We start from the raw sequence: 25,799 nt of genomic DNA on the forward strand, positions 1-25,799 counted from the left end.
GCGAAATGCCGCGAATCAGTTTGCATGGTTGGAGGACAGCAGTCCGACGCACTGGCGCACCCTGCCTGCCGGAATGCAACCGGAGGGTCGCGGCGAACAGGATCACCTCTGGCAACGCGTGCAACTGGGTCACGGGGCGTGGCGTGATCCAACGTTATTCTTGTTCAGCGTAGACTACGCCTTCGAGGCTTATCTCGATGGTCAGCTGATCTATCACTTTGGAAAGATCAGGACCGACGGCAAGGCTGAATTCCCGGGATGGCGCAAGCACTTCATTGCCCTGCCGCCGAATTACCAGGGAAAGTTCATCTATTTGCGAATTTATTCGGACTACCACGATATTGGCGTCTTTGGATCTAGCCTGCTTGGTTCGCGCGCTGAACTGCAGCAGGATATGCTGCAACGAGATTTACATGTACTCCTGCTGTCTATCGTCGCAATGCTCTTTTCGCTCTATCCGATTTTGGTCTTTCTGCGTAACCGCAATGAGTGGGCTTACCTTTTCCTGGGACTATTTTGTGCAGCTATGGGGATAGCCTACTTTCAAGATGCCGGACTTCGCCAGCTAATTTTTGATGCGCCAGCTCTGCTGGTTGTCCTGTCGGCAATTGCCGACATCGTAGCCTGTATTGCGATCCTATCCTTTTTTGCTGCGGTGCTGGGGGGTATTCATCGGCGCATCTTGAGCTACGTACTTATCCCGCATTTCCTTTACGGCGTATTTGCCCTTGCAACAGCCCCATTCGACTTTCCTTTCTTTGCCGACGCCTTTCCCTATTTCAATGTCGTCGAAGCGCTGGATCTTTGTTTGCTGATAGGACTCAGTTTACACGCTGGTCTCGGCGGGAATTCCGATGCGCGAATTCTGACTCTTGGATTTCTTCTGGCGCTTCCGCTTATCTTGCATGATCTGATTGCCGGACCGTTGGCGCCGCGCCTGATGCCCGCCAGCGTAGTCATTCTAATATTGGCGCAAGGCGCCCTCCTGTGGCGACGTCAGCGAGAGACGCAACGTCGCGTTCTGGCATATTCGGCCGAACTTGAATTTAAGAATGCCGAACTATCGCGTCTGGACCGTCTGAAAGATGAGTTTCTGACAAATACATCGCACGAACTCAAGACGCCGTTGAACGGCATCATTGGGCTGGCTGACTCCTTGATGGAAGGGGCGGAAGGGCCGGTGGCTCCAGGTGTGGGCAATAATCTGCAATTGATATCCGCCAGCGGACGACGACTGAACAGCTTAATCAATGATATCCTTGACTTTTCGCGGCTAAAGCAACGTGATATTCTGCTCCACCGCCGTTCCGTTGACCTGCGCGCCGTTGCTGAGCTGTGCGTCCAATTGTGCACTCCCTTGCTCGACGGCCGACCAATCAAACTTGAGAATCAGTGCCCCGACGGATTGCCGCGAGCGCTGGCGGACGAGGATCGATTGCTGCAGATACTTCTGAATCTGCTTGGAAATGCGCTGAAATTCACTGACCTTGGAGTTGTAAGGATAGATGCAGAGATAGCAAATGATGGCATGCTGGAACTTTCGGTCGCGGATACAGGCATCGGAATTTCAGTCGAAAAGCAATTGAGGATTTTTGAGAGCTTCGAGCAGGTCGACGGATCAAGCGCTCGACGGCATGGAGGCGCCGGTCTTGGCCTGGCCATTGCCAATCATCTTGCCGATTTGCATGGCGGCAAGTTGCGAGTGGAGTCGGAACTCGGGCGCGGCAGTCGCTTCACTCTTAGTCTGCCTTGCGCTGTACATGAGGACACGGAAAGCAGCGTCGAATGGGTGCAGCACGGCACGCGCGCCACGGAAACTTCTTCGAGTCTTAATGTCCGAACGCCGGCTACGCCCGAATCAACTTACAGATTGCAAGGTGTGACCAAAGAGGATTGGCAAGCTCACGTCCTGGTAGTGGACGATGAACCGGTCAATGTCCAGGTAATTGCCAACTATTTGAGCGTAATCAAAGTCAGGGTGAGTTCCGCACGCAGTAGCGAGGGGGTCTTCGCCTTACTGAATGCTGATCAGGCGGCGCCTCCGGATCTGCTGCTTCTTGATGTCATGCTGCCAGGGATGAATGGCCTTGAAATTTGCCGAAGGCTTCGACAGCGCTATTCGCTGGCCGAATTGCCGGTGCTGATGCTGACTGCTCGAAGTCAGTCTCAAGATTTGCTCAACGGCTTCGCAGCTGGCGCCAACGACTACCTTCCCAAGCCAGTAGAAAAGGCGCCGTTGCTGGCGCGCGTGAACGCCCTTCTGAACATGAAGCGAGCAGCGCGCGAACAGCGCGAATTGGCTACATTGCAACAGGAGATTCGCCTTGCCACGCAACTGCAGCGCTCGATCTTGCCCGACCCATTACCCGTAGATCCTCGCATCGAAATTCAAGTATTTTATTTGCCTAAACAATCTATAGGAGGCGACTTTTACGATTTCCAGCATCCCGGGGAAGGACGCCTTGGGGTTATTATCGCCGATGTCTGTGGACACGGCATTCCGGCCGCTATTGGCGCCGCGATGCTGAAGATTGCCTTTGGCGGAACTGCCGCCCTGGCCGATCAGCCGGCGGAGGTGCTCAATCAAATTCGGAGCACGCTTGCCAAACGGCTTGCCGGACAGTTTATTACGGCAGCCTACGCTTTCGTGGATTTGCCAGACTCAAGTCTTTCTGTCTCTTTCGCCGGCCATCCGCCGCTGATGCTTCTAAAGGCCGGATCGAAAGAACCATTGCTGCTTAAGCCTCCTGGACCGGTGCTCGCGGAGCTTCCATGGTCGGGGGACTACAACACCCTGCGAACGCCTTTGCATTCAGGCGACAGGATCTTCATGTATACTGATGGGATTACAGAAGCCGGCGGATTGCGAGGCGAGGAATTTGGACGGGAACGCTTGATTGAATTTCTTGTCGAACAGCGCGACCGGCCGCTGCGCCAGTTTGCAGACGATTTGCTGGCGAGGCTGCGCTCATGGAGCGGACAGGATATCTTCGAAGACGACGTGACTTTCGTGGTAATGGACGTTTCAGACTAGAAGCGTCAGCGCTGCAAAGGGCCGACGCTATCGATTTCTCTCGCCAGGCGATGGCTACTCCGTCAGCAAATCAAAAGATTCAAAGTAATTGTTGATATCCGCTGGTATTTCCGGCCCCGAGGCGCGAAAGCCAAGTATGATCATCCGATTGTCAACCAGTACCAGCCGCATCTGTCCGTACTTGCGCTGCCCTTGGTGGAGGGCCAGAAATTCTACCTTTCGCGCCGGATGATTGCGAATTTGAATCTCCTCGCTGCCCTGCAATTCAGCATTGATTTTTTCCAGGGGGGCGCGCTGCGAATCGTCATAGACGAGCTTGATTTCGCGATTGGCGAAATGCGGTTCTATCCGGTAGCACACGGCAAAGTATTCGCGATCATTCTTAGCAGTCAGAAAATACCGGAAGAGGTAGTTATCGCCGCGCTCGGAATGGCTGAGCAGCTGTTTGCTAACTTCCGGCGCCGCGGGCATGGTTATCTTGAATCCACAATCCTCGGCTCTGAATTCGACAGGGGCGCCAGACCCGCAGTCCAAGAATAGCAGACAGCTCGCCAGAACTGGTGCAAAAAGCAAATGTATCCATCGAGTTGATTGCATAGTTATCATCGGTTTACCGGCGTAGCCAGCATTGCAATGACACTTTGCAAATTGTTAGCGCCCCAGTGTTCCACGTATTTGCCATCCCGAACTCTGACAATATCAATCACTTCGATGGTTGTCTTCTTGCCGCTGGCCGGAATTCCCATAAAGGGCCCCAGATGCGTTCCGTGGATGCTCTTTCGTGTTACGACGCGGTCCCCTTCGGCAACTTGATCGTGGATCTCCACCCGCAGATCCGGAAAAGCTGGACGCAGTATCTCAGTGAAAAAGTGCAGCAGACTTTCCGCTCCCCTGGCAGCGCCAGGCGGGGCAGTTTGGTTGATGAAGTCATCGGCCACCAGCGTCTGAAAGCTCTCGACCCTGCCCTCTTCGATCACCTCCAGGTTGAACCGACGAACCAGATTTTTGTTTTGCTCAAGCGAAGAAGTCATCCCATTGCAGCGATCCAGACCGACCTGCAAACGCAAGTGGGATTTCTGAGTCCGAACCGCATTGAGGGTTGTATTTCCGCCGTCGCCTGCCGGCTATTCGGGAAGGAAGGCAAAGAAGGCGCCGTTGTCGTCCGTCCAGCGCAGCGCCCCCCCCGGCTGAAGCTGCAAATATCCGCTTCCTGAACCATAGCGAATGGCCTCCGGCTGGGCCAACAGCACGTAGCCATCATCGGTAATTGCGTATCGCCAGGCGCACGACCGGGTGTGATAGCAGGCGAAGTTTTCTGGACTTTCAAATTGGAATTCAGCCATTCCGTCAGTGCGAAGCAGAATTTCGGCCTGCAACTCGCTGCTGGCGTAGCGCTGATTGAGGGCGACCAAGTGTGTGTCCGGTCGCAGGAACATATCGATACCCCAGATCATCAACGCCATGAGACCATAGGTCCAGCCAAGGGCGACCAGACCGGGTTTCGAGGACTCAATGGCCAAGGCCGCCAGGCCGCTATCGGCAAGCAAAGCGACGCTCGTCCGAAGCGGGCGCCGCGCCTGAATGCCCGGAGACACTGCAGCGGTAATGCACGAAACAAAAAGGCAAATGCTGAGCAGTGAAGCAAGAAGTCTATGCAATGCAGGCAGCCTTCATAGAAACTGTGGAGACGATCGTCCTTTGGTTAGCCCATCAAACCACCAGTTCTTCTTCTCCGTGGCGGGCGACGACGATCTCGCCAGCATCTTCCAGCTTGCGGATGATGTTTACAATCTTTTGCTGGCAGTCCTCGACGTCCTTCAAGCGCACCGGGCCCATAAAGTCCATATCCTCGCGCAGCAACGCCGCGGCGCGTTTGGACATGTTCTTGAATATCTTTTCCTGTACTTCGGCGTCGACGGATTTGAGAGCCTTGGCCAGTTCCTGGTTATCCACTTCACGGAGTACCCGCTGAATCGCGCGGTCGTCGAGCAGTACGATGTCTTCGAAGACGAACATCTTCTTCTTGATCTCTTCGGCCAATTCGGGGTCTTCTTCTTCCAGCGCCTCGATGATCGTCTTTTCCGTTCCGCGGTCGACCAGGTTGAGCACCTCTACGACCGCGTCGATGCCGCCGGCCGAGGTGTAGTCCTCCGAGGCCAGGGTAGATAGCTTGCGTTCCAGCACGCGTTCGACCTCGCGCAACACGTCGGGACTGACTCGCTCCATAGTGGCAATGCGCTTGGCTACGTCGGCCTGAATCTGGTGTGGCAAGCTGGACAGGATCAAGGCCGCCTTTTGCGGTTCCAGATAGCAGAGGATCAGTGCAATGGTCTGCGGGTGCTCGTTTTGAATGAAGTTCAAAAGATGCTGCGGGTCCGTGCGGCGGATAAAATCGAAGGGCCGCACTTGCAGGCTGGAAGTCAGGCGGTTGATGATATCAATCGCCTTCTGCGTGCCCAGCGCTCTTTCCAGCACTTCGCGCGCATAGTCGATACCGCCGTTGGTAATGAACTCCTGTGCCATCATGAGTTCATTGAACTCATGGAGTACGGACTCTTTGTCTTCCGGCGTGATCTTATCGATCCGCGCCATTTCGAAGGTCAAAGTCTCAACTTCGTCCTCGCGCAGATGCTTAAAGATTTCGGCGGCAATTTCCGGTCCCAGCGTGATCAGAAAGATCGCCGCCTTCTGGCGGCCGGATAAGTTCGATTTCTTGGACTGCAGCATGACGCCTTAATGGACGCGACCGGACCTCAAAAAGGAGGCCGCCTGCCACAAAAGCGGCAAGCAAATTCGGCGGGACGTCCCTGGTCTTTAGTTTCGGCGCAATCGCAGCAGCAACGCCGTCTTTTCGGCGCCGCGCCAGAGAAAAAAAAGGCGGCGCCTGAACGACGCCGCCGAGCGACCAGAAAGGGATGTCAATAGGTCCTTATTCTTCAGCCAGCCATGTGCGCAGCAGCTTGGCCACCATGTCCGGCTTTTCTCTCGCAAGGTTCATTGCGTTCTCCAGCATCTCACGGCGCGCCTTTTCATCGACGGAGAGTTCAACCTCGGCGGAACCCTCGTCGGCCACGCGCAGAGCGGCCTCGCGCATCAACTGCTGCTGGGCGGCCAGTTCTTCCTCGCGCAGGCGTCGCCGGCGGGCGATCTCCTTCTTGATGGCGCGATAGAGCAGATAAACCAGCAAGAAGGCGGCCAGCGAGATCGCCGAGACAATCAGCAGCTGACGGATCATGCGCTCGCGGGTTAGTTCGGCGTCTTCGGCCGCAAAGTCGGCGCTGCGGTCTTTCTGCAGGTGGCTGACCTCAATCTGGTCGCCGCGCGAGGACTTGAAAAGCAGCGAGGCCTTCAGCAGGCGCTGCAGCGTTTTCAGTTCTTCCTCGGAGGGCGCCGTATATTCGCGAGTGTACTCCCAGCCGCCGTCCGGCTTCTCGCGCATGCCGGTACGCTTCCAGGTGCCATCGACCGCTACGGCGATCGATCGCGATTGCTCTTCCCAGGGCTGACGGGTGATTTCCCTTTCAATACGATTGAATTCGTGATTGCGGATCGTATCAATGTTGCCGTATTCCGATCGCTGGTAATCCAGATCTCGGTAGCCGGGGGGCAGCTGTTGTTCGGTCCCCGTTGGCCCGCCAGGAGTAAAGCCGTTGCCGCGGAAGCGTTCATCGCGTGAATTTTCAGATACGACCAGCGTGCCATTGGGCATGATCTCGCGCTCCGAGTAGGGCGTATCCGGATTGTCCGGCGTCATTTCTACTGGCGAGACCAGCGACTGCTTTTCGTGCACCTCGTCCCAGTTGATCTGCAATGCAACACGAATGATCGAAATGCGGTCTGCAGGATAAAACTCGTTCAAGCGACCGGAGATTTCGCCCAACCAGCGGCGGCGCTCGCGTTCCTCGAACTCTTTCTTGCGCTCCACCAATTCCAGCTGTCGGTTTTGATCGTCGATCTCGTCCGGCTCGGCAAACTCCTTGCCGCTGGCGTCCACAATCGAAATGTCCTCGCGCGCCAGTCGGGGCACAGCACGGTAGATCAGGTTTTTGATTCCTTGCACCTGCTTGCGCGTGATCGTCTCTACGCCGGGTCGCAGCGTCAGAACGACGGAAGCTTTGACCGGTTCGCTGTCTGTGAGGAAGTTGTTGCGCTCCGGGATGGAAAGTTGCACCTGCGCGCTCTTGATAAAGTCCAGAGTCATCAACATCTGCTCCAGGGATCCCTGGATGGCGCGATGCAACTTGATGTTCTTGTCGAAGGTCGTCTCGTCCCAGCGCGACATGTCGAAAATCTCCCAGCCTTCTACGCCGGCGGGGATCAAATCGTCCTGCGCCAGTCGCGTGATGATCTCCTGACGCTTTGCGGGGTCGACGTAGATGGCGCTGGTGCCCGAACCGGTCCAGGCGTAGCCCATCGCATCGAGAGCCTTGGTAATGTTGGCATAGTCCTCGGCGCGCAAGCCGTCGTAGAGGGCGACCTTTGAAGGCTCGGAGGAGAAGCCGGCCAGCGCCACAAAGACGATGATCGCCGCCGCCAGCACGCCGCCGACGGTGATCTTCTTGGTGTTATCCAGCTTGCCCCAAAGGTCTCGAGCGCGATTGAGCAAGTTCTGCAGTATTTCTGGCATTTCGGACTCCCTTTCCCGGATGTATCCAGGCCCTGTTATTATGTCGCTACGCGCCGAGTACAAGAAAAATCAGAGGCGAGGCCAAAAAAAAGCGAAGGGCGGATTGGCCTGGACCTGGAAAGTACTAAACGGGCGTTCATCTGTAGTACTAAACAAGTACTACATGCCCTTGCGGCGAGTCGGCGCGCGCTGCGACGGCGACGACCACAGTCGTCGCCGCCCCGGCCGCCTGGCTTAGCGCGGATTGGTCAGATCACGGAAGGTGCGCACAAAACCGTCAGCCAGACTCTTCGTGAGATTCAGAGCGAAGGCGCTCTTCTGGAAGGCCAGCATGACCTCGTGAACATCGACGGAATCCGGTTCGTAAATCGAACGACGGGTCAGCTCATCAGAGCGCACGCTCAGATCTTCCACACGGCGCAGCGCCTCGCCCAGCGCCGCTGCAAAACCCTCGGTTACGCGCTCCGAATCGGCGGGGCGCGTTCCGGGAGTCATATGCCGATCGTTGGAAACATGCATCGGAATATTGGCGCGGCCCGCAATCGGTTCGCGACCTTCGTTATGCCAGAGTCGCGGCTGACCGTTGGGAAAGCCGACTCCGCGTGTACTGTAAATTTCCATTCGTGTGATCCTATATATTATTTGCAATCTCGCAGCGCGCCTTAGACGCGGCCCAGCTCCAGGGCCTTGTTAAACATCTGGCGGGCGCCCATGACAACCTGAGCGTTGGCCTCATAAGAGCGAGAGGCCGAGATCATATCGGTCATCTCTTGCACGATGTCGACGTTCGGATAATACACATAGCCGCGCATCTCTCCGTACTGGATCGCGTCAGGATGCGAGGGATCGTAAACCGGACGCAGCGGGCTCATGTCCTTCTCGATGCGCATTACGCGCACTCCTTCGCCCAGTCCGGTCTCCAGACCATTCGGGTATACCGGCGAGCGCCAGACATTGCGCAGGTTGATGGGCGTCATCACCACCCGGTCGCGACGGAATGGACCGTCGCCCTGCGGATTGCGCGTCGTATTAACGTTGGCAATATTGTTTGCAATGACGTCCAATCGCAAGCGCTGGGCGGACAGCCCGGTGGCGGCGATATTCATCGAAGTATACATTCCCATCGTTCTTTCCTCGAAGTACCCGATCAGGCCAATCGTGTGAAGGCGTTTAGCTGCCGAAATTGTCCGGCCAGCCGTTCGATCATCAAATTGTACTGCAGTTCGTTCTTGTTCCGATCGGTGACCTCTTGCTCGATGTCGACATTGTTACCGTCATTGCGCATAGAGCTGGAGTACTCGATGCTCTCGCGCGGATTCACATCGCGCCAGTCACGGTGCAGCTGGGTCTGGAAATGCCGCGGATCGCTGGTACGCAGCTGCACGGGCGCGGAGTGCGCGACTCGCTCCGAGTCGATGGCCCGACTGAGCTCTGATTCAAAGATGACGCCGGAGCGTTTGAAATGCGGGACGTCGACGTTGCTGATGTTGTTGGCCAGCACGCGCTCGCGCAATACCGCGGCATCCAGACCGCGGCCAAGCATGTCAATGGTAGGCGAAGAATCAAATAAGGACATGGGCAAGGCTCCCCATCTCCAGGTCGGCTGAAACAGGGAATCGCTTAACGTTTTTTTCCGGCCGCCGACGGGCAGAGTTGCCTTTGACAGCAGAGGGCGGCCTGTCAGCACTGAAGTTCCATGCTTGCCGCCGCCACAATTGCACGTCGTACAAGCGATTTTGGCGGCGGGCTGGCAATCATCACATATCCGATCTCCGTCAGCCTTTCACAGTTTGGCCTGATGCTGGCGCTTGTGGCCTGGTTGGTCGAGGCCCTGCTGCAGCGACGGATCCCGGCTGGCGGCAGGTCCGATCTGGCGGAAAAACCCCCGGCGGCGGCCTGGCGCAGTGCGCTGCTTGCGACAGGGGCGGCGATCTATTCCTTTGAACTGCTCTCGCTGATGGTCAACAGCCTGCTGGCAGAGAATTCATTGGACTTTTTCCTCCGCGGCGCCGGAACAGAATTCAAAGATTTTTGGCTGATGGGAATGGCCCTCTGGGTAATTGACCGCGGCCTGCGCCGGGATGGTCTGCGGCGCATCGAATCCTGGCTGCAAGTCTCCGTCTGGATCTTGGTAATTACGGGATTTGTATCAATCTTCAGCAAGTACAGATTAAGCAAGATTCCCTACCATCTGATGCACGGATGGGCGCCTTCCGCAGCGGCGCGCTACCAGCACCTGCAGGCCACGCTCTTTCCCGACAGCGCCGCCTGGCATGGCGATCTGTTCATGCCCATTGGCTTTCAAAATACTCACCTGACCTTTGCCGCCATGCTCTGTCTGGCAATCCCCTGGCTCTTGATGCGCTGCCTGGATCCGCTGCTGATCGAAAAGCGCCCCCCCTGGAAATCGATTCTGCTGCGCGCCGCGCCGCTGCCTGCGGCCATTCTGGTACTGGCGCTGAACAACGGCCGATCCGCGCTCATCGGATTGGTCGTCGTTCTTGCAATGATGATTCTCTTTTACGGAGCAGCGCGCTGGAAGACGCGCAGTTGGCGGCTGCTGCCGGCATTGGTACTGGCAGCCGCAACCATTGCCCTGCTCGATCGTTCGTCCGGGGCCTTCCATGACCGCTTTGCCCGCGTGCTTGATGCACTCAACGGTCACGCCAAACACACCGACTCCCAGCGCACACTGGTCTGGAACGGGGCCTTGCGCCTTTCCGCCGCGCACCCGGTCTTTGGCATTGGACCGGGCGCCTTTGAAGACGCGATTCGACAGGATATCCTGAGCTACGGCGCCAGATTTCCGCGACTCTGGCCGGACTATGAACTGGCGCAGCGCGGACACGCTCACAACGATATATTGCATCTGCTTACGATCGCAGGACCGGGGGCGGTTCTAGCCTACCTGGCAATGTTTGGTGTGCTGGCCTGGCTGGCGCTGCGCGATCCTGGCGGTCAATACAACCGCTTTGCGCCGTTGATTCTGCTCTTTGCCGGCCTGTTTCAGTGCTATTTTCAGGACGACGAGACGCTGATGGCCTTCTGGATCTATGCCGGACTCAGCTGCGTACAGGACCGGCTGGCCGGACGCCAGGCTGCACAATGAAAGCAAGTCTGCGCGGCCCGGCGCTCATTACTCTGGCCGGAACGCTGCTGCTTCTGGCGCTTGGCGAAACCGCAGCCCGACTTAGCTCAGAACCGGAACTCCTGTTTCAGCGCCGGCAACGCCAACTGCACTACTATGACACAAAGATTCGCGCAGTACTGCTGCGTCCCCTGCAGAACATCGCACTTTACAATCCGGATGGTTTTTCCTTTACGGTTGTGACTGACGCGCGCGGTGAACGAGACGCCTACTGGCCCCGGTTTCCATCCCCCGCCGGCGATACGCCAGAAATCTGGCTGATTGGCGATTCCATCATGATGGGCTACGGCGTGGATCAACGCGATCATTTTGCGGCTTTGCTCGCCGACACAATCGGCGACTATCGCATCCGCAACCTGGCAGTAGACTCGCTTGGCGCACGCTCCATCTATCGCTTGCTGCAACGCGAACTGGAACTCAGCCCGACAACGCCGCAGCTTGTCGTCTGGAACTTTCATGCTTCCGATTTCCTGGACGATCCGCGCGACCTGGTTCAGACGCAAAGCGCTCGCAGCTCATGGCGGGCCTGGCTGATTTACGAGGCCCAGCACTACAGCGCCCTGCTCCTGTGGCTGCGGCTGCAACTGGCGCCTCCCGAAGAAAACCAGCTGGCTGCCTACGAAGAAGAGCAGAAGGTCGCCGACGCTCACCCCACGCTGCTGGCGATCGACCAGATCTGCGCTCTGCTGCGCCGACGCGGGGCGCCGCTCCTGTTTTTCACCTACCCGGAGATTGATCGACGTAGCGGCCTGCCTGGCGATGGCGGCGTACTCAAACGCCAGGCCAGCGAACGCGCCGCTCAAGGCGGCGCTGTTATCCTTGATTTGCAGGCGGCCTTTCAGCAGTACGGAGACGGCAAGTCGCTCTACCTTCCTGTCGACGGTCATCCCTCGGCTGCGGCGCAGACGCTGATGCTGCTGCACGTTGGCCCAGAAATCCGCCGGCTGGCCAGCTTCCGGCGCCAATCATGAATGATTCAAAGCTTGCCCTGTTGATTGTCGATCACGGCTCGCACAATCCTGCGGCGCACGCCTCCCTGATAAAAGTGGCTGAGCTGGTGCAACAACGCGCGCCGCAGATCAGCGTCCGCATCGCCCATCTGGAGCTTGCAGCGCCGAACATTGCCGAGGCCCTCCAGCAATGCGCGGCGGACGGCATAGGGGAAATAGTAATCCATCCCTATTTGCTGGCGCCCGGACGCCATGTGCAACAAGACATTCCGGCTGCGGTGGCTGCTGCACTGAAACCCTACCCCGACATCCGCTGGCGCTTGACCGAGGCCCTGGGCGTTCATCCGCTGCTGGCCAGCATCATTCTGGAACGCGCAGGATTGCCTGGCAATGGCGAGGCTCCGCATCCTGATCAGAATTGGAAATAGACAAAGGGAGCGCTGTCGCTGGCAGCATAGACCAGAATGCAGTAGCCCAGCACAGAAAGGCAGAGCGGCCAGAATATCAGATCGCGCTTGAAAATGGCGGGCAGCAGATTCGGACGACGTTCGTGCAGATATTCGCCAAACAACAGAACAGCAATGGCCGCCAGAACATATTCTGGAACAACGATCGACTTAGCGCCGGCGCTCCAGACCAAGGCGCGCTCCAGCATATGCCAGCCGGTTTCAGCGGCAGTCTGCAGTCCCTGATCGGGCAAGGGCCTCGCCCGGAAAAAGAATAAGAGCAGCGAAAAAGACAAGAAAGAATAGGCCAGCCGCAAGGGCCGCACGGCAAGCCACGCCAATCGCTCACGCCACAAATGGCTGCCGCCGATAAAGCGTTCCACCAGCATCAGAGCGGCATGTCCAAGGCCCCAGAGGATGTAGTTCAAGCCAGCGCCGTGCCAGACGCCGCTGATAAACATGGTTACAAACAAGTTGAAATAAGTGCGCAGCGCTCCGACGCGATTCCCGCCCAGCGGTATATAGATGTAGTCGCGCAGCCAGGTAGAGAGCGAAATGTGCCAGCGTCCCCAGAATTCCGTCATGCTGCCCGAGAGAAACGGTCGTCGAAAGTTGTCGGGAATTCGAAAGCCCATGGCCCGACCGGCGCCAATGGCTATGTCAGTGTAGCCCGAGAAGTCGCCATAAATCTGCAGGGCATGCAGGCAGGCCGCCAGCCACATCGCGCCTGAGGAGTAGCTGTCCGGCAGGCCATAGATCTGGTCCACTATACGCCCGCAGGGATCGGCGACGATGGTCTTTTTGAAAAAGCCAAGCACCATCAATCCAAGACCGGCGCGCAAATCGCCGAATCGAAACCGGTGTTGCTCTTCAAACTGGTGCAGCAAATCGCGGGCGCGCATGATGGGCCCGGCTACCAGTTGCGGATAAAAAGACTCAAAAAGAGCAAAACGAGCAATGCCGCCATCCGTGGGGATGTCGCGACGGTAGATGTCCACGGCGTAGCCGATAGCCTGCAGAGTAAAAAAGGATATGCCCAGCGGCAGGATCAATCCAGCGGCCGCGACGTGGTGAGCGTCGCCTGGCTTCAGGCCCAGCAGGCGATTGTAGCTATCGAGCGTAAAGTCCAGGAATTTGAAAACGAATAGCAGTAGCAGATTGGATAAAATTGCGCCGGTCAACAGAACCTTGCGGCCGCGCTCCGTGCTGGAGCGCTCCATCAGCCAGACAAAAGCGAAGGTAACGACTACGGAAAAGAGCAGCAACAAAGTGAAGGGCGGATTGAAAGCAGCGTAAAAGTAGAAACTGGCGACAAGGAGCCAGAGCTTTTGCCAGCGCAAGGGCAACTGGAAGTAGACAACTGCTACGACTGGCGCAAAGACAAAAAAGTGCAGCGAATTAAAGAGCATGCGCGGCGGCCATCCTCTGCAATTCCGCACGCAAAATGCGCGCCGCCCAGCGGTTGCCGGCGACAGTCAAATGCCCATCGCCGGGGATGATATAGTCCTCGGGAATGGACGGTCGCGCCGGCGTCGTCAGAGTTTCGCCACACAGTTCCTTCGCATAGGATCGAAGGTCCATAATCGCGGCGCCCTCGGCGCGTAAGAACAGCTCGGCCCGTAAGATAAAATCGGAAAAGGGACTGTAGCGGCCATTCTGCGTGCAATACAGCTCTTCCAGCTGCACCGGCAAGAAGACAAAGACGAGCCTGTAACCGCCGGTTTCAGCATCAGCGATCATCTGGCGGTAGGCTCGCCGCGTAATCTCAGGCAGCGGCGGCAAGAGGCGCGGATCGGGGGCCTGCGCCAGACACTGAAAGCGAGGCGGAATGGGCGCAGGACAGCTTACAACCGGAATTGCGTCCGCAGTCCGCTGCGCGGCCTGCGGACTGACCGTCGGCGCAAAGGTCTCTTGCAAGTAGCGCACCAAACCGATGGGCGCCGGTCCCTGTGCGGCGGCCGGCAACCAGCCGACCTCGCGCAATCCCTGCTGCAGCTGGCTCAGACTCAGCTGGAAATTGATGCGCGCTTGCTGCTGGCCAATCGCTGCGGCGTGCAAGACGTAGGAATAGCGCGTCAGGGAAAACTGCAGACGGAAGATGCGATCCATCTGCGGATGCTGCAGACGGATCTCATCGTTTTCATCATCGCTCAAAATACCGCGGTCGCGCAGCTCCTGGGGCAGCGTAAAATCGTTGGGAGATACAAAGAATAAAGCAATGCGCAGGTTTTTCAGTTGGTGCGCGGCCTCGCGCAGCCGGGCGGCATTGCCCATCGATCCAAATGCATCCACTCCAAGATTTTGCGTCTGGTAACGCAGGCCGCCTATCGTAAGGCCGTCGAGCAGACTGCAAAAGGCATCTTCGTCAGAAACGCCAAAGCCCATCACCAGGCTGTCGCCCTGGCAGACGATTTTGGGCATGGCAGCAACCGGTTCGGCGCTGCCGCGATAGCCCAGGGAGTTAGTGCGAAAGCGCCCTTCCCATCGACCGGAATTGTGTTTCAGGTAAATGTCTGCGTTCGGCGCCAGTCCGACCAGGTAGTCGGGGCTCAGGCGATGCAACAACTTCATGTTGCGATAGTAGTTGAGCGCCGGCGGCTGCAAGAAGCGCAGCAACAACTCGGCGCCGGCGAAGGCCAGGACTAGATAGAGAGCGATTCTGGCCAATTGCCTGATCAGAGCGCGCACAAATCCAGTTTGCCAGAGCCGCTTCGACTGTAAAGCCGGAAGAGGCGCTCCGACGCTACTGCACAAGCAATCGGGAAAGCTGCTCGAGAATGGCGTTACGCTCTGGGCCCTCAGGATGTTGCCGGAGATAGAGCATCAAAGCGTGGATTTCGCTTTCGATTTCTTCGGCCAGCTTCTTTTGCAGTCTGGTCTCGCGAATCCATTCGAGCAACAGCGTACGGCCGGCCTCGCTATTGCGACGCTCTGCGGAACGCCAGAGCTGATCAAATTGTCGTCTACGCAGAGCGCCCATGCGCGCGCGCAACGCCAGCGCCGGCTGGGTCATCAGTCCGCGCGAAAAGTCCTGCAGCGAATCTTTTCCCTCATCCGAGCCAAAGTAATCCAGAAAATCGTCGCGAATTTGAAAGACGCGACCCATCCGCTCGCCAAAGTTTCGCGCGCGCAGCCGATCGGCGCGAGCTGTCGCTCCGCTGCTAGAAGATTGACGCGCCAGGATCCAGCTCGATTCAGTCATGGCGCCAAACAGCGAAGCGGTTTTTCCGGCAATAATCTGTTCGTATTTTTGTAGCGGCAGGTCTGGACGATTCTCGCCTTCCATCTGAATCAATTCGCCCACCGCCAGGGCGCGAATGACGCGCGTAAAAATGGGCAATAGTAGCTGCGAATGCTCCAGCGTGGAAAGGTGCTGTAGCCCGCAGGCCAACACAAAGTCCCCGGACAGAATGGCCTGCTTGTTGCCGTAAAGCGCATTGGCCGACGGACGGCCGCGCCGCGTGCCGGCTTCGTCAATTACGTCGTCGTGCAATAGGGACGCGGCATGGATCAACTCTCCGATTGCACCGACGTCGATCCACTCCTGGCTTTCGCCGCCCAGGGTGCGCAACAGGAAGTAATGGGTCAGCGGTCGAATGCGCTTGCCGCCGCTCTTCACCACAAATTTGCGGATCTTGCCCAGCACCGGCAGATCGCGGCCAATGATCTGGCCGAGTCTCGCATCGACGCGCGCCGTTACCTCGCGCCGGGCCAAAGAGCGCGCCATCTCAGGATGCAATCGAGCAATTCTCAAGGATCGAGAAATGCTGCCGGAGTAGCTTTTCGGTGCGGGCGTTGCCCGTGGCGGAATGGTAGTTGATAAGATTTCGGTACATACGCTTGAGTATGGTAAGCGCCGTGGCGCGCGACAGATAGCTCAATGAGGGCTCCAATCCCTGCCGGGAGAGAAAATTCAAACAGTCATTCTCAGTCAGCAAATTTCCTTCGTTGAAGGCGTCCATGTACATGGTGTAGGCGCCCGACTGGAATTTCAGGATAAAGTGACCCGGCAGGTTGACGCCAGAAAGACCGAGGCCGACGCGGCGAGCCAGGAGAAGGCACAACACAGATAGCGATACTGGAATGCCGGTCTTACGCGCCAGAACGGCGGTAAGATAAGAATTCTCCGGCTCGTAGTAGTTCTCCGAATTGCCGCGAAAACCAAGTTCTTCAAACACGTAGGTGCGAAAAGCTTCCAGTTCAGCTGCTGCCCCTTCGGCCGAGACGCCCGGCAGGCGATCGCGCAGCGGCCGCGCCAGTGCATCGAGTTGCTCGCGAAAGGAATTGAAGTTTAGATCCGGATCATCGCTGAGCCGGGCGATCAAATAGGCGCCGGATTCCAGATCGACATCGGCGGCGACGCCCTGCACAAGGTTTTGCAGGTCGCGCCGGAGCGTCGCTTCGTTCAGCGCCCCCAGATAGCGACTGCGCAGGGCGGCGCGCGACGCTGGATCAACCACCAACTCCACGTAACGTGCAGGGTGATCGCCAAAGGAAAAACGATTCAATAGACGCTCCACTACTGCGGAGCGCACATCGGGCTCCTCAGTATCGAGCAGGCACGTCAGCAAGAATTCTATCTCCTGCTGTCGGATGCTATCCTCCGTCGCCATATGCGCTGAAACCAGGCCCTGGCCGTTGAAGATGTCAACAAGTTCCCGAGTAACACCGCAGCAACGATCACGACATAAAAGGACCGCATATCCCAGCCGAGGCCGGCGCGATAATCGGCAAGCGGCAGATAAAATGCGCTCAGGGATCCGCCGATAATGCGCAACGCACGGCGGGCGCGGCACAGCTGCAGCGCAGGCAAAAGCCAGGCAAAATACCAAGGATTCCAGGCCCCGCGCAGCAAGATGCCCCCGGCCAGGCTCATGACCAGCCCGGCGGGCACAAGGCGCTGCAACGCGCCCAGAAACTCTCTCCAGCGCAGCCCGCTATTCTCGTCGAGGACGACCCGTTGCAGCTGAGCGGAGAGCAAGAGCGGCAAACTGAGACCGCCAAAGAGCAGCGCTGCGCAAACTTGATGGCGCCATTCGATCAAGCTCTCCGGACGTTGCGCCATCCAGAACGCTTCACGCCAGGCTACGACTGGGTTGTAGGCGACAAAATAATTGGCGAAGATCTGCAGGGTATAGAGAAAGCTTGTCCAGCTTTCCGGCCAGGCAAAAATCCAGCGCCAGGCAGCGCAGGCGACCAGCGCTAGAGCCAGAACATAGCTCAAGGTAGCGACAGAAAGGTTTAAGATCGATCGACCCGGGGACCGATTGGCGGCTGGAAACCAAAGCATAGCAAGCAGCGCCCCACTCCACAGCCAGCCCTCTGGCTTCAAGCTGGCTGCGCCAGCCAGTGCGAGGCCGCCAACGAGGCCAGCGCCCCAACGCGAACCGCGCAGCATCAAGATTGCAAAACCGAGCAGCAAGAAACCCAGATAGTCGCCGTGTCTGGCGGCCCCAAAAATCAGCATCGCCGGCATTGCCACAAGACCAAGCAGATCGCGTCGTTCGCGCCAGCTGGCCCGCCGCAGGCTGGCGGCAAGCAGGCCAAAGGCCAGCAGGTCATAGAGTGCAAAGTAGCCGTAGCGTGGCGAAAGCCAGGCGCCAAGCATCGCCAGCAGATGAGTGCCGGGAAAGTAGACAGAACCAAAATGATCGTGGTTGGCGCGCAAGCCATCCACCGACGGCAGCAAAATCGGCGGGATCGTGAAAACGTCGATGCGCTGCAGAAGATAGTAGCCTTCAATTAAGTGTCGCTTTGCATCATCCGAGAAGTAAAAGCCTTGATCAAAGGATAGCAGATGCAGGGCGCCGAGGACCGCCAGAAACCAGGGCCAGCGACGGGCCAGCAGGCCCGGGGCGCGATCGCTGCCGATGCCCAAAAATGCCAGCGCGGCAAAGCTGCCGGCGGCCAGCCCCGGCAGACCGGGCAACTGGCGGGCAAACAGAATCAACAGCAAAGCAGCGACGGGCGCTAGAAACCAGAAGATAAGAATTACACTTCGGCGCCGCAATGCAAGCCTGCTCAGGCCAGCTCGGCAAGCGCCTGCTGCGCCTCCTGGTCATTGGGCGCCTTGCCGTGCCATTTGAAGTTGTCTTCCATAAACGATACGCCTTTGCCAAGGATTGTATCGAAAACGATCATCTGCGGCCCATCTTCATATTCGCGAGCGTCTTCAAAAACGCTGCGGATCTTGCGAATGTCATGACCGTCCTCGCGCCGGGTGCGCCAGCCGTAGGCCTTGAACTTTGCGGCCAGATCGCCCAGATCGCAGACATCGCGGGTCTTTCCATCGATCTGGATGCCATTGTGATCCATGAAGCCAATCACCGGCGCACGATTGGCGGCGGCCATTGTAGCTGCTTCCCATGTCATTCCTTCGCCGCACTCTCCGTCGGAAATGCAGCAGTAGACGCGGTAGGAACTTTGCTGTACGCGGGCGCCGAGCGCCAGACCGACAGCATTGGAGAGTCCCTGCCCCAGCGATCCGGATGAATTCTCAAGCTCCGGCAAATAGCGCGTCGACGGATGTCCCTGTAACGGCGAACCCAGCTTTCGGAAACTCAATAGATCAAGATCCTTAAAGAAGCCGCGCGCCTTCATTGCGGCGTAGCGAATGGCCCCGGTGTGACCGTTGGAGAGAATGAGGCGATCCCGTTCCGGCCAATCCGGCCGTTCTGGATCCAAGCGAAGCGCATCGAAATAGAGGACTGAAAAAATATCGGCCAGTCCAAGCGGGCCGCCTGGGTGACCGCAGGCGGCGGCATGCACCATGGAAATGATGTCGCGTCGTATATGCCTGGCGCGCTCGGCCAGTTGCTCGTTACTCAATCTGGAACTGCTTGCATTCATTTCAGTTTCACGCCTGCCCGAACAAAAATAAACCGGAGATGTACACTGCCAGGTAGAGAGGCAAAAACACGCGCTGCAAACGCAAATGCCAGAGCCGATGGCGGCGCAATCCGGCGGTCACAGTCGCCAGCATCAGCAAAAAGGCCGCGCTTGCTGCAATGCGGTGCGCCAGGATCGCCCAGGCCGGCGCCTGTGGCAGAAAGCCCGCCGACTGACTATCGCCGCCATGAAACAGATGTACCGCAGCCAGCAGCCAGACGGCGCTCAGCAGCACCAGGCTCACGCCGGCCATCATCCAGCGCCGGTGCCGCGCCGTTTGCCGACGTAACAGATAGCCGATTGTAAAGCAAAGCGTGGCCAGACTCATGCCAAGGTTGACTGCCAGATAGCTCATTGCCGTCGGTCAAGTTTGGACGTCGGTCGCAGCTGTTAAGCGCTTTTCCACTGCCGATGCGTTCGGAAATGACGCCAGAGAATCTTCAGACCGCGCAAAGTCAAAAGCGGGTCGACAACATCGAAGAGTTCCGGCGCCGCCGCCTGGAGGGTAGCAGACAGTCCGCCAGTCGCGATGACTCGCGCTGTCTCGGGATGGATGCTGTCTTTCATCCGCTGCGTAATCTCGCGCACCAATCCTACCCAGCCATAAAAAAAACCGGCCTGCAGCGCATGAACGGTAGTATCGCCAACCACTCCGCATTCGGGGCTGCGAAATTCAATCGGCGGCAGTTGGGCCGTCCGCTGTGAAAGCGTATCAATGCTGATCTTCAATCCCGGGGCAATGGCCCCGCCGCAGAAGGCCCCTGCTTGCACCAAACAGAAAGTAGTAGCCGTCCCCAGGTCGACGATGATCAGATTGCCCGGATAAAGCGCCGCCCCGGCCACCGCATTTACCAGACGATCGGCGCCGATCTCCGCCGGGGCCGGGTAGCATAATCCGATAGGCAATCCCATGTCGTGCGTCACCCGTAGCGCATCGCATTGGAAGTAATCGTGTGCCATGCGCTCAACAATAGGATTGAAAGATGGCACGACGCTGGAATAGAGGAAGGCCTCCACGGATTGCGGCGACACGCCTGCCGTTTCCAGAAAACCAAGCAAGAAGATGCCAAGTTCGTCGGAGGTTCGGTCGCGCCGGGTAACAGCGCGCCAGCTGCGCACGACCTCAAAGCCTTCGTCGGGCAGCAGCAATCCAAACACTGTATTGGAATTGCCAATATCAACGGCTAGAATGTACTGATTCATACCATGCTCGCGGCCGTTTGCTCCGGCCAGTCGAAAAGTTTCAACAGCCGTCCGTCGCTCAGGCGTTCCGCCAGCAGCGCGCCATCGTCGCCAATGCCGCAAACCATGGCGGGGCCCTGCTCCGTTTGGATCGTATGTGAATCTAAGTAATTCGCCTGGCGCAGTTCGCTCAGCCAGACTTCTTCGCCGGTCAGGCTCCCGCCAAGGATTTCGTTCAACTGACGCGCAAAGCCGGCGACACATTCATCCAGGGGCAGCGGCGCCCCGTCGGGAAAGAGGCTGAAGGCCGGCGTCTCCGGTCGCTCGTTGTCGGCAAGAATCGGCGCCTGGCCCTGCCAGTTAAGGCCAAGCCCCAGAATGACTCGCTGCAGGTCCTGCCCGCCCTCAGCCTCGGCCAGCAGTCCGGCCAGTTTGCCCCATTGGCCCTCGTGGTGCAGATAGAGATCGTTGGGCCACTTGATCGCCAGCCGACGCAACTGCGCGCCAGGCAGCTGCTGCAAGCTGCGATACAGCGCCACGCCCGCCATCAGCGGCAGTAGCGGCAGTGAAAAACGCGGCGGCAAATCCAGCGCAACAGACAGGATCAGGCTGTCGCCGGGTCGCGACTGCCAGCTTCGACCGCGACGTCCGCGCCCTCTGGTTTGCATGCGGGCCAGCACAACGACGCCAGCATTGGTTTTGCTGCGACGCAAATAGTCGTTGGTGGAATCGACCTCGTCAAGACGCAGCCACGTTTCTGGCCGGCAATCGATCCAGCTCATTCGTCGAGGCTCTCGCCGACAGTAGCCTGCAGCGTCAGGTCGTGTTTGTTGCGCATGATCTTCAGTTCCAGTTTACCGTCGACGCCAACGCGCTGCACTTCGCCAACCAGGTCTTCCGGACTCCGCACCGGCTTGTTGTTTACGCTGTAGATGAAGTCGTATTCCTGCAGTCCGGCATCCGCCGCCGCAGAACCTGGCAGCACCTGAATCACAATGACGCCCTCGCGCTGACCGACGCCCAGATCCTGCCGCAACGCAGCCGCCGGCGCGCCAACCTGAACGCCTAATGTCGGCGTACCGATGACACGCTGTTCGCGCTTCAGGCGTTCGATTACGCTCTTGGCTTCGTTAATAGGAATGGCAAAGCCAATGCCCACATTGCCGCCGCTGGTCGAGTAGATCGACTGGTTGATGCCGATAACCTGCCCAAAGACATTTAGCAAGGGACCGCCGGAATTGCCGGGATTGATTGAGGCGTCAGTCTGAATACGCGAAAACTGGGTGCTGTCAATACGGCGCGCCTTAGCTGAAATCGAGCCGACCGTAAAGGTGCGGTCCAGACCGAAGGGAGCGCCCAGTGCAAATGCCAGCTGGCCAACTTCAACCTTATCGGAATCGCCCAGCAGCGCCGGCACCAATCGCTCCGAAGCCGCCACACGAATGACGGCGACGTCGCTGGCTTCATCGCGACCGACCAGCCGGGCTGTCTGCGTGGAATTGTCGCTGAAGATCACCTCAATTTTGCGCGCGCCGGCTACTACGTGGTTGTTGGTGACGATGTGTCCCTCACGATCGATCACAAAGCCGGAGCCAGCTTGCTCTTGCTGGCGGTAAAGATCCAGCCAGAAGCCGGAGCGCACCAGGACATTGGTTTTGATAAAGACCACGGAGGGCGAGGCTTTCTTATAGATATTGATAAAGGATTGCTGCAGCTCCAGTGCGGCGTGCTGGTCGTTGGCCGAGAGCGGATCGGCTTGCGTCTGGCTGACGCCGCTGATTGCATCGCGAATCCCGCTGTAGATCAGGGGACTGAAAATCATCCCCGCCACCAATGCGGCCAGGATGGAATTGATCAGCGTCAATCGAGAGATTCGTATTTGGGCCATGAAACTTCCTCAATGCAAGTGCATTTTCCAGGCAATCGCCGCTCAGCCTCTGACGCCCAGACTGGCGCCCTCCAGCTTCTGATTGCGCGGCAGGTCCGCAGGCAAACGTCCGTCATGAGTGTTTGCGGCCACGCGGAGTAAATGATCGCCATAGTGCTGGAGCTTCCAGCGGCTGAGCAGATCCATAGCCTGCAATTCGGCCAGACTTGCCGGCTGCGCTTCGGCGATCGCTTGCAGCGCGCGGTTGTTTACGACCATCGACGGATCCATGCCGCGCAGCTCCGCAATCCGCGTGCGCCAGCGCTTCAGCCGCTTCAGCGCCGCGATGGCCGAAGACGAGAGTTCTTCGCGCCGCGGCAATTCCTCATCCTTGATAATCGCATCGCCTTGAAAGGCCTGCAGCAGACGACGTCCGTCCTTGCGCAGCAAGGCCGGATGCAAGCCGCGCACTCGCTCCAGCTCCTGCTGAGCCGCGGGCTGCAGCTGCAGCAGCTGCAGCAATACGTCGTTGGTAGCAATGCGAAAGACCGCCAGATTTTCCTGACGCGCACGATGCTCGCGCACCGCTGCCAGCTCGCGGAGTATGGCGCGTTGGCGCGGAGCAAGATCCAGCGCGCCCGGGAGGCGCAACCATGCGTCGCTTTCCTCTCGGCGTTCCTCTGGAAGCAAGGCGGCGCTGCACAGTCGCTCCAATTCTTGATTCATTTCTTCGCGGACGCCGGATGATTCAATCTCCGGAGCCAGCCGCTGCATCAATTCGTGAAGGTAAATAGTATCGGTGTGCGCATAGTCCAGCTGCGAACGAGTCAGAGGTCGTCGCTTCCAGTTGGACTTCTGCTCCTTTTTTTCCAGAGCAAGGCCTAGATAGCGCTGCACAAGGCTGCTGAGCGAACAGGACTCCAGTCCAAGCATGCGGCAGGCAATCATCGTATCGAAAAGACAACAGAACTCAAAGGGATGCGCCCGCCGCAATTCAACCATGTCGCTGGCGGCGGCGTGAAAGATCTTCGTAATCGCAGGAGAGGCAAAGATTGGCGCCAGCGGGGCCAGATTCAAAGCCGCCAGCGGATCGATCAGGTAGTGGCCGCCAGGACTGGAGATTTGGACAAGGCAGAGCTCGGGCTGGTAGGTGAAGTAACCAGAGGATTCCGTATCCACCGCAATCCACTGGCCCTGCCCCAGCTGCGTCGCCGCCAGTTCCAGCTGGTGCTGGCGCTCTATGTAGAGGTAGTCAGCCACGGCTGAGGACCAGGCTCTGCCGCCAAGCGGCTGACGCGACTGTATTTTCTATTCGAATCGCTTGACCGGGAGTGGCAGCAGCGGCGCCTTTCGCTGTGCTCATCCGCGATCGCGACCTGGCGCCGCCGCGCAAGAAGGGAATCAGCCGCCAGCAGGCCCTGATTGGAGCGGTCGGCGGCCTGGCGCTTGGATTCCTGTCGCGCTTTGCCATCCATGCCTGGCTGGTTTTTCCGTTCAGCCCGCAGAGTGCAGCAATGGCCCCGGCCCTGCCGGCAGGACATCGCGTTTATGTCTGGCGCAATTTTGATCGCAATGAGCTGCAGCGCGGCACGATTGTACTCTATCGACACCCGCAACAATCGGATCGTTTCCTGATTGGCCGCATTATTGGGCTGCCAGGCGAGCAAGTGCAACTGCATGAGCGCCGGGTCTATATCAACAACCAGCTTCTTGGCCAGGCCATTGCAGCTCCCTGGGAGGCGGCTGCCGAGCGCAACGCCCTTTATCGCGAACCGCCCGATCCGGAAAATAGCGCGCACCGCGACTTTTTTCCTCCGCGCATATTGAAAGAGAACGAGGTCTTTGTCCTTGGCGACAATCGTCCCGAAGCCTTTGATTCGCGAATTCTTGGTCCAATTGACAGACAGTTGCTAGATGGAGTCATCCACGCCGATCAAGCCCCAAACCAGGTATTCGCTACCAGTCGATGATCGCCTGCATGCGCTCGGCATCGGCAAACAATCCGCCGCGCTCACAGGCTCCCATGCGACCGCGACGCACGATCTCAGCAAATCCCAGCGCCAGCTCAATATAGACTCCGCCCTTGCGGCCGGCCTGGCGAATCAGTTCCGCCAGAGCCAGAGATTGATACAAGGTATCACACAATACCAGACCGTTGCTCGCCAACCAGGCGGAATCCTTGCACATCGCTTGGGCGCGCTGAAAATCGGCGCGCGCCTGTTGCGCTGCAGAGTCCAGCGAAGCAGGCGCCGCTGTAAGCATTAGCTCCAGTTCCGCTGCCAGCGCGGCCTGCACGCGCGATCGTTGGAAGGCCTTGTGCGTATGCTCGGCAATAATCTGATGCGTGCCCTCCCAGGTCTCATTGATGATCGAATCATTGTGCAGGCGCGGAAGGATGGAGAAGTCGCCCAGGATGCCGTTGCCGCCGTGGAGTAGAATAGCCTGGTGGGTTAGCCAGGTGCTGAGGGCAGAACCTGTGTACTTGAGCAGCGGTGAGAGCGCCAGTGCGCTGGCCGCACCACGCTCCGCCAAATTCAGATTTCGAAAACACAGCAGAGTTTGCGCCTGGTGCAGGCATTGCATCTCAGCGAGGGTTCGCTGGCTGGAGGGAAAGTCCTTGATCTTTCTGCCGTAAGCTTCGCGGGCCCGGGAATAAGCGCGGGCCTCCAGAAATGCGCGCCGGCTAATGCCCGCGCCGGAAACGGCAACGTGCAGACGCGATGTCTGAATTACATACTTGATCAAGTTGGCCAATCCATGGGCCGGGCGGCCTAGCTCTTCCGCCTCGCAGTCCTCGTAGACTACTTCGACGGTGATCTTGCCCCGCGAGCCAATGATATCTTTCTTGCGCAGAATGCGCGCGCCGTTGAGCTCGCCATTGCGTTTCAGGCGGGGAACAAGAAACAGGCCGATGGTCGAACCGCCATTGACGCGCGCCGTCGTTACCCACAGATCGCCGGGATTGGAACAGAACCACTTCTCGCCGTTGAGCGTCCAGCTGCCATCGGCGCGTCGTTCCGCCACCGTCCGATTCTGAGCAACATTCGACCCGCCCACACGTTCCGTTACATACTGTCCGCACATGAAGTGCGATGCGGATCCCCTGGCCGCAACAAGTTGTAGATAACGCTGCTGCTGCTCTTCGGCGCCGAGGGCCTTCAGGGCGCGGATCATGCCGTCGGTCATGGCCAGAGGACAGGTAAAGCCTGCCTCGCCATTGAGATTGGCCAGGTAAGCCAGGGCCATGCGATGGAACATACTGAAGCGATGTTTCCAATCGGGGTGAAAGTCAAGGTTGCAGATTCCGTACTCGTAGGAGATGCGTCTCAACTCCAATTGTTCCGTGCAGTAGACCACGCGATCAATACGATTGCCGGCGCGATCAAATTGTTCCACGTATCCGTACTTTCCCTCCTTGTGCGCCGCCTCCGCCAGGTCGTTGAGGATGCCGCCACACAGGGCGCCGTATCCGGACAGGTGATGCTCGAGATCGGCGGCGTAAGGCGCGTCGCCCGCTGCGTTTTCCTCTGCAAGATCGCGCAACGCCGGATCAGAGTCGTAAAAATTCAGGCCGGCCACTCCTCTGTAGTCGCTGATATCGAAGGGGGCCAACCCCGGATTGGCGGAAGAATTCAGGCTCATAGCAGCAGCGTAGCG

The 25,799-nt window shown here is 58.3% G+C and carries 25 protein-coding genes; 5 read left to right on the top strand and 20 right to left on the bottom strand.

Annotated elements, in window-relative coordinates; all coding sequences use genetic code 11:
* Positions 1–28: 28 nt before the first annotated feature.
* The gene (locus K1X75_05565) at positions 29–3,034 is read left to right on the top strand and encodes a SpoIIE family protein phosphatase (protein ID MBX7057514.1); all 3,006 of its coding nucleotides are present in this window, start codon (positions 29–31) and stop codon (positions 3,032–3,034) included.
* Between the two features lie 54 nt (positions 3,035–3,088).
* Here the strand turns inward: K1X75_05565 and K1X75_05570 are convergent, their stop codons facing one another.
* From K1X75_05570 to flgB, 8 genes are all read right to left on the bottom strand, one after another.
* Positions 3,089–3,505, bottom strand: coding sequence for a hypothetical protein (locus tag K1X75_05570; protein ID MBX7057515.1), 417 nt, complete (start codon positions 3,503–3,505; stop codon positions 3,089–3,091).
* 131 nt (positions 3,506–3,636) lie between these two features.
* Positions 3,637–4,065 (bottom strand): ester cyclase, encoded by a 429-nt coding sequence (locus K1X75_05575; protein MBX7057516.1) that lies wholly within the window; start codon positions 4,063–4,065, stop codon positions 3,637–3,639.
* Between the two features lie 93 nt (positions 4,066–4,158).
* Positions 4,159–4,629 carry a hypothetical protein gene (locus K1X75_05580; GenBank protein ID MBX7057517.1) on the bottom strand — a complete coding sequence of 157 codons (471 nt, stop codon included), beginning with the start codon at positions 4,627–4,629 and terminating at the stop codon, positions 4,159–4,161.
* A gap of 115 nt (positions 4,630–4,744) precedes the next feature.
* Entirely contained in the window at positions 4,745–5,758 is a 1,014-nt protein-coding gene (gene fliG / locus K1X75_05585) for a flagellar motor switch protein FliG (protein MBX7057518.1), read from the bottom strand.
* A gap of 205 nt (positions 5,759–5,963) precedes the next feature.
* Entirely contained in the window at positions 5,964–7,661 is a 1,698-nt protein-coding gene (gene fliF, locus K1X75_05590; protein ID MBX7057519.1) for a flagellar M-ring protein FliF, read from the bottom strand.
* Positions 7,662–7,895: 234 nt separating this feature from the next.
* On the bottom strand, positions 7,896–8,282 hold the full coding sequence (locus tag K1X75_05595; protein ID MBX7057520.1) for a flagellar hook-basal body complex protein FliE: 387 nt from the start codon (positions 8,280–8,282) through the stop codon (positions 7,896–7,898).
* A gap of 41 nt (positions 8,283–8,323) precedes the next feature.
* Positions 8,324–8,785, bottom strand: a complete 462-nt coding sequence (gene flgC, locus K1X75_05600; protein MBX7057521.1) for a flagellar basal body rod protein FlgC — start codon at positions 8,783–8,785, stop codon at positions 8,324–8,326.
* A gap of 23 nt (positions 8,786–8,808) precedes the next feature.
* Positions 8,809–9,237, bottom strand: a complete 429-nt coding sequence (flgB, locus tag K1X75_05605; protein MBX7057522.1) for a flagellar basal body rod protein FlgB — start codon at positions 9,235–9,237, stop codon at positions 8,809–8,811.
* A gap of 120 nt (positions 9,238–9,357) precedes the next feature.
* Here flgB and K1X75_05610 point away from each other — a divergent pair, with 120 nt between their 5' ends.
* From K1X75_05610 to K1X75_05620, 3 genes are read left to right on the top strand one after another with little or no spacing between them, the layout of a single operon-like run.
* On the top strand, positions 9,358–10,770 hold the full coding sequence (locus K1X75_05610; protein MBX7057523.1) for an O-antigen ligase family protein: 1,413 nt from the start codon (positions 9,358–9,360) through the stop codon (positions 10,768–10,770).
* On the top strand, positions 10,767–11,780 hold the full coding sequence (locus K1X75_05615) for an SGNH/GDSL hydrolase family protein (GenBank protein ID MBX7057524.1): 1,014 nt from the start codon (positions 10,767–10,769) through the stop codon (positions 11,778–11,780). The genes K1X75_05610 and K1X75_05615 overlap by 4 nt, the downstream gene beginning before the upstream one ends.
* Complete coding sequence (locus K1X75_05620) at positions 11,777–12,187, top strand: CbiX/SirB N-terminal domain-containing protein (GenBank protein MBX7057525.1); 411 nt, start codon at positions 11,777–11,779, stop codon at positions 12,185–12,187. Before K1X75_05615 ends, K1X75_05620 begins: the two co-directional genes overlap by 4 nt.
* On the opposite strand, the gene K1X75_05625 is transcribed toward K1X75_05620, so the two are convergent.
* Genes K1X75_05625 through K1X75_05675 form a run of 11 tightly spaced genes read right to left on the bottom strand, consistent with a single transcriptional unit; the run spans position 12,172 to position 23,402 of the window.
* On the bottom strand, positions 12,172–13,614 hold the full coding sequence (locus K1X75_05625; GenBank protein MBX7057526.1) for an MBOAT family protein: 1,443 nt from the start codon (positions 13,612–13,614) through the stop codon (positions 12,172–12,174). The two genes, K1X75_05620 and K1X75_05625, sit on opposite strands and share 16 nt — an antisense overlap.
* A complete protein-coding gene (locus K1X75_05630; GenBank protein ID MBX7057527.1) occupies positions 13,604–14,893 on the bottom strand; it encodes a lipase in 1,290 nt (429 codons plus the stop codon). Before K1X75_05630 ends, K1X75_05625 begins: the two co-directional genes overlap by 11 nt.
* 55 nt (positions 14,894–14,948) lie before the next feature.
* On the bottom strand, positions 14,949–15,932 hold the full coding sequence (locus K1X75_05635) for a polyprenyl synthetase family protein (GenBank protein ID MBX7057528.1): 984 nt from the start codon (positions 15,930–15,932) through the stop codon (positions 14,949–14,951).
* A gap of 1 nt (position 15,933) precedes the next feature.
* Entirely contained in the window at positions 15,934–16,818 is an 885-nt protein-coding gene (locus tag K1X75_05640; GenBank protein MBX7057529.1) for a transglutaminase-like domain-containing protein, read from the bottom strand.
* A complete protein-coding gene (locus tag K1X75_05645; protein MBX7057530.1) occupies positions 16,782–18,215 on the bottom strand; it encodes a hypothetical protein in 1,434 nt (477 codons plus the stop codon). The genes K1X75_05640 and K1X75_05645 overlap by 37 nt, the downstream gene beginning before the upstream one ends.
* Positions 18,216–18,226: 11 nt before the next feature.
* A complete protein-coding gene (locus tag K1X75_05650; protein ID MBX7057531.1) occupies positions 18,227–19,054 on the bottom strand; it encodes a transketolase in 828 nt (275 codons plus the stop codon).
* Between the two features lie 7 nt (positions 19,055–19,061).
* The gene (locus K1X75_05655; protein MBX7057532.1) at positions 19,062–19,448 is read right to left on the bottom strand and encodes a hypothetical protein; all 387 of its coding nucleotides are present in this window, start codon (positions 19,446–19,448) and stop codon (positions 19,062–19,064) included.
* 35 nt (positions 19,449–19,483) lie between these two features.
* Positions 19,484–20,296, bottom strand: a complete 813-nt coding sequence (locus tag K1X75_05660) for a type III pantothenate kinase (protein MBX7057533.1) — start codon at positions 20,294–20,296, stop codon at positions 19,484–19,486.
* Complete coding sequence (locus K1X75_05665) at positions 20,293–21,057, bottom strand: biotin--[acetyl-CoA-carboxylase] ligase (GenBank protein ID MBX7057534.1); 765 nt, start codon at positions 21,055–21,057, stop codon at positions 20,293–20,295. Before K1X75_05665 ends, K1X75_05660 begins: the two co-directional genes overlap by 4 nt.
* Positions 21,054–22,163: a trypsin-like peptidase domain-containing protein gene (locus tag K1X75_05670; protein MBX7057535.1), complete on the bottom strand. Its 1,110-nt coding sequence runs from the start codon at positions 22,161–22,163 to the stop codon at positions 21,054–21,056. The genes K1X75_05665 and K1X75_05670 overlap by 4 nt, the downstream gene beginning before the upstream one ends.
* Positions 22,164–22,205: 42 nt before the next feature.
* A complete protein-coding gene (locus tag K1X75_05675) occupies positions 22,206–23,402 on the bottom strand; it encodes an HRDC domain-containing protein (protein ID MBX7057536.1) in 1,197 nt (398 codons plus the stop codon).
* A 95-nt stretch (positions 23,403–23,497) separates the two neighbouring features.
* Here K1X75_05675 and lepB point away from each other — a divergent pair, with 95 nt between their 5' ends.
* Entirely contained in the window at positions 23,498–24,112 is a 615-nt protein-coding gene (gene lepB, locus K1X75_05680) for a signal peptidase I (GenBank protein ID MBX7057537.1), read from the top strand.
* On the opposite strand, the gene K1X75_05685 is transcribed toward lepB, so the two are convergent.
* Positions 24,099–25,784: an acyl-CoA dehydrogenase family protein gene (locus K1X75_05685; GenBank protein ID MBX7057538.1), complete on the bottom strand. Its 1,686-nt coding sequence runs from the start codon at positions 25,782–25,784 to the stop codon at positions 24,099–24,101. The genes lepB and K1X75_05685 overlap by 14 nt on opposite strands.
* Positions 25,785–25,799 lie beyond the last annotated feature (15 nt).

The sequence above is a fragment of the Leptospirales bacterium genome, assembly GCA_019694655.1.
GTDB lineage: Bacteria > Spirochaetota > Leptospiria > Leptospirales > Leptonemataceae > SSF53.